The organism is Helicobacter sp. L8 (assembly GCF_003660355.1).
Taxonomy (GTDB): Bacteria; Campylobacterota; Campylobacteria; order Campylobacterales; family Helicobacteraceae; genus Helicobacter; species Helicobacter labacensis.
Genome location: NZ_QXQR01000039.1, coordinates 1 through 3,542, shown reverse-complemented (window position 1 = coordinate 3,542; position 3,542 = coordinate 1). Strand labels below are relative to the sequence as shown.

Annotated in this window: 3 protein-coding genes; all 3 read left to right on the top strand. The window is 47.8% G+C overall.

Annotated features, from left to right (window positions below; genetic code table 11):
- Positions 1–106 precede the first annotated feature (106 nt).
- The 3 genes from EAO37_RS08885 to EAO37_RS08875 are packed head-to-tail and all read left to right on the top strand — an operon-like array spanning position 107 to position 3,200.
- Positions 107–1,072 (top strand): hypothetical protein, encoded by a 966-nt coding sequence (locus tag EAO37_RS08885; protein ID WP_120953381.1) that lies wholly within the window; start codon positions 107–109, stop codon positions 1,070–1,072.
- A gap of 11 nt (positions 1,073–1,083) precedes the next feature.
- Positions 1,084–1,665, top strand: coding sequence for a hypothetical protein (locus EAO37_RS08880; RefSeq protein ID WP_120953378.1), 582 nt, complete (start codon positions 1,084–1,086; stop codon positions 1,663–1,665).
- Positions 1,662–3,200, top strand: a complete 1,539-nt coding sequence (locus tag EAO37_RS08875) for a terminase family protein (RefSeq protein ID WP_120953375.1) — start codon at positions 1,662–1,664, stop codon at positions 3,198–3,200. The genes EAO37_RS08880 and EAO37_RS08875 overlap by 4 nt, the downstream gene beginning before the upstream one ends.
- The last annotated feature ends 342 nt before the right edge of the window (positions 3,201–3,542 follow it).

The following is a 3,542-nucleotide window of genomic DNA, read 5'->3' as shown; positions in this document are numbered from 1 at the left end:
TAATGGGGCTGTAACCAAGTATGGCTACATACTAGATACAGCTAGTTATGGATCGTTGAAACAAGAAGCCCACCCGTCTTTAGCGGGTGGGTGATTCACAAAGGACTTGAGCGACTCTAAGGGACTCTATGATGATAACGCCACTTTGAGGACTAAGGAGTATAACGACAACGCACAAGCCAAGCTAGACACCTACAACGCTAACCACACCACCAAGCTAGACACCTACAACGCTAACCACACCACCAAGCTAGACACCTACAACGCTAACCACACCACAAAGCTAGGCGAGTATGACGCTAACACACAGGGCAAGATCAGTTCTTATGATGCGAATGCCAGCACCAAGCTAGACGAATACAACGCCAACGCCGCGCAGAAACTCAAAGACCATAACGACACCGCGCGCGTGAAGATGGAGTCCTTACTCAACTTGCACCAAGAAAAGCTAGATGCCTATAACGCCAACACCACCACTAAGATCGCCGACTTTGATTCTAACGCCATGGCTAAAACGCAAACCTATGACACTAACCACGCCACCAAAACCCAAAGCTATAATGCGAACGCGCTAGCCAAGACCCAAGAGTTCAACACCAACGCCACCACCAAAACAGGCGAGTATAACACTTTGCACGCCCACCAGATCGCCGAGTTGAAGCGCACTCTACTTTCTGAGCTCTCCAGCCTAGCCATTGAACCCAAGCTTTTAGGCGAGATGGGCAAGTTGATAACTCTTGTGAACCAAGTGCGCAATGAGCAAACTAGATTAGGGGGCAATTTCAGAAGCGAAGTGTTTGACAAGAACACGACATGGCTATGCCCTAGCGCGCAGTATTACTATATCTTTTTACAGGGAGGGATGGGACCAGATAGAAGTAACGCCAGTGGACCGGCAAGTTCTTTTCACAATCTAATCAGTGTTGCGGGGGGTAGAGGGGGGGGTACAGGTTTAGGGAGCATGGGGGCGTGTAAGGCCGGATGGTTTAACTTGAATGCCAACCAAAATTACAATATCACTATAGGCAATGGCGGTGTGTGTGTGATCTGTTATGCGCAAAAAATCAAATAGGGAGGTAATAGATGCAAGCCCCAGATATTAGCGCAGGGCGAGGGGGATTAGCGGCTATGAGCGATGCGCTAGCCCAGATGCGCGCTAGCCACCAGCACCTAGCTAACACCTTTGCCCAAATTCACGATCGCCTAGACAAGAGCAGCAATAAGCTTTTAAGCCTAGCCGCCCAAAAAGAATTACAAGATTACAAGCAAAAACGCGACGCGATAGAGGACGCGCGCGCTAATAGATTAGCCACCCTGCAAGAAAACCAGCTAGAACAACAAGCCTTACAGACCCAAAAAAACAACGCCTTTAGAAATAGGCAGTTTGAGGAGGGGTTGAAGCAACAAGCTATCTCTAACCAGTTTAAAAAGCAGGAGCTAGCCAACCAGACCCGCACTTCTAAAGCCCAAGCCGGGCTTTTAGGGGCGCAAACCCGTGGGCAAAACATCCAGGCTTACGAAAAAGGCGCGCTTTTGCGCACCTCTAGCAACCCCCAAGACATCCAAGCAGGCATTAACGCCCAAGTCCCCTTAGCCAAAGCCAAAGCCCCCAACAAGCCCCCCCTAGTAAACCCCAACTATTCACGCCCCCTAACACGCCCATGAACCCCGCCCAAAGAGAATTAGCTCTAAGAGCTCTAGCTAAGAAGGATTTTTACACCTTTGTGAAACTCAAATGGGCGCGCTACAATCTAGCTCCTTTCTTAGATAGTTGGCATATCGCTTATTTATGCAAGGTGCTAGAGTGCACTCTACCTAGCGCGCAAGAGGACTTGATCACGCGCTTAATGATCAACATCCCCCCCAGCTATGGCAAAACCGAGATCATCGCAAGGTGCTTTATTGCATGGGCGTTAGGATTGGATCGCAGTCGCAAGTTTTTTTATATTAGCTACAGCGATGACTTGTGTCGCAAAATTGCCAACCAAGTGCGCGATCTAATGAAATCCAAATACTATGCCCAAATCTTTAGCGAGCCCTTAGAGTTTTTGCAAGACAACGCCCAAGAATTTGTTTTAAGAGAGGGAGGGGGACTCTTTGTAACCACGCTAAAGAGCGCGTTAACCGGATTCCACGCCCACCAAATCCTCATAGACGATCCGATTAAGGTAAGTGAGATGTCTAGCAAGAGCGCGCTAAAAGCGGTGCATGCTAACTTCAAAGAAAGCGTTTTGAGCCGTTTGCAAGACAACCAAAGCAATATCACTATTTTGATGCAAAGATTGAGCCAGAACGACTTATGTGGGTTTTTGCTCAACCCAAGAGAATTTGAGCCCGCCCAGATTGAAAGTTGGAAAGTAGTCAAACTCAAAGCCCTCAACGAACAAGAAGAACACTACACTATCAAAGATTTTAGCTACACTAGAGCCCCACAAACCCCCCTTTTTGAAGCCCGCCACAACGCCGCGCAATTAGAAGAAATGCGTTTGCAAATGGGTAATGACGAGTTCAGCGCGCAGTATTTGCAAGAACCCCTAGCCACTAGCGGGGGGTATTTTGATCCGCAATTCTACAAGAATGTATTCTTGCACGAATTAGGAGATTACAATACCTTCATCTTTGTAGATAACGCCCTATCTTTGAAGCAGAGCGCGGATAACCGCGCCATTGTTGTCGTAGGGGTGGAAAATTACAAGCAGAGTACACGCTATTGCGTGCTCGATTGTTTATATGGGATTTGGGATGAAGAGAGCAGTATCGCGCATATTTTGCAGGCTAAGGCGCGCTACCCACGCGCAAAAACCTATATTGAGAGTGAGGGAGGGGGATTAGTCTTGCATCGGCTTTTATTAGTGGAGTTAGTGCGCTACAACCAGCGCGCTAAGGAAAATAACCAAGCCACTTTGAGCGATGATGTCTATTGCTACACCCCTAGCCGCAAAGTTTCTAAGGTGGATAAAATCAAAGCCCTAAGACCCTATTACAATACGGGGTTTTTAGTCTTTTCCCACGCGTGTACCAATCAAGACCAAATCAAAAAAGAACTCTTCAGCTTTAATCCCGATCGCCCTTATAAGCAGGATGACTGCATAGACGCTTTGGCAAGTTGTCTAACCCATAGCGATGTCATAGCCCCCCCTAGAGTTAGCCCCCCCACTCTAAAGAGTAGATACACCCCTAAGCGGACATGGAGGATTTAGCGGCGTTTTTTGTGGTTTTAAGTTAGAATGTGGCACAATAGTAAAGCGTTACGCCCCCGCCTTTTGGCGGGGTTTTTGCGCTATAGCAGTCGTTCGGCGAAAACGACTACAAACGCTAATACTATTAGCAATTTTTGCATCGCGGTTACCTCCTAACAGGGGGCAACCCACACCCCCCAACCCCTTTTGCAAGTACTCCAAATCGCCATAAGGGTAACCACGCGTGCCAACAAGGCATTATACTTCTTTAACCCTTGTTTTTTGTAGGGCTTTTGTCTAGTATGCGCGCATGGCAAGTTTGGATTTTGACAAGTTAGAGCAAGATGGGTTTAGCGCAGAACA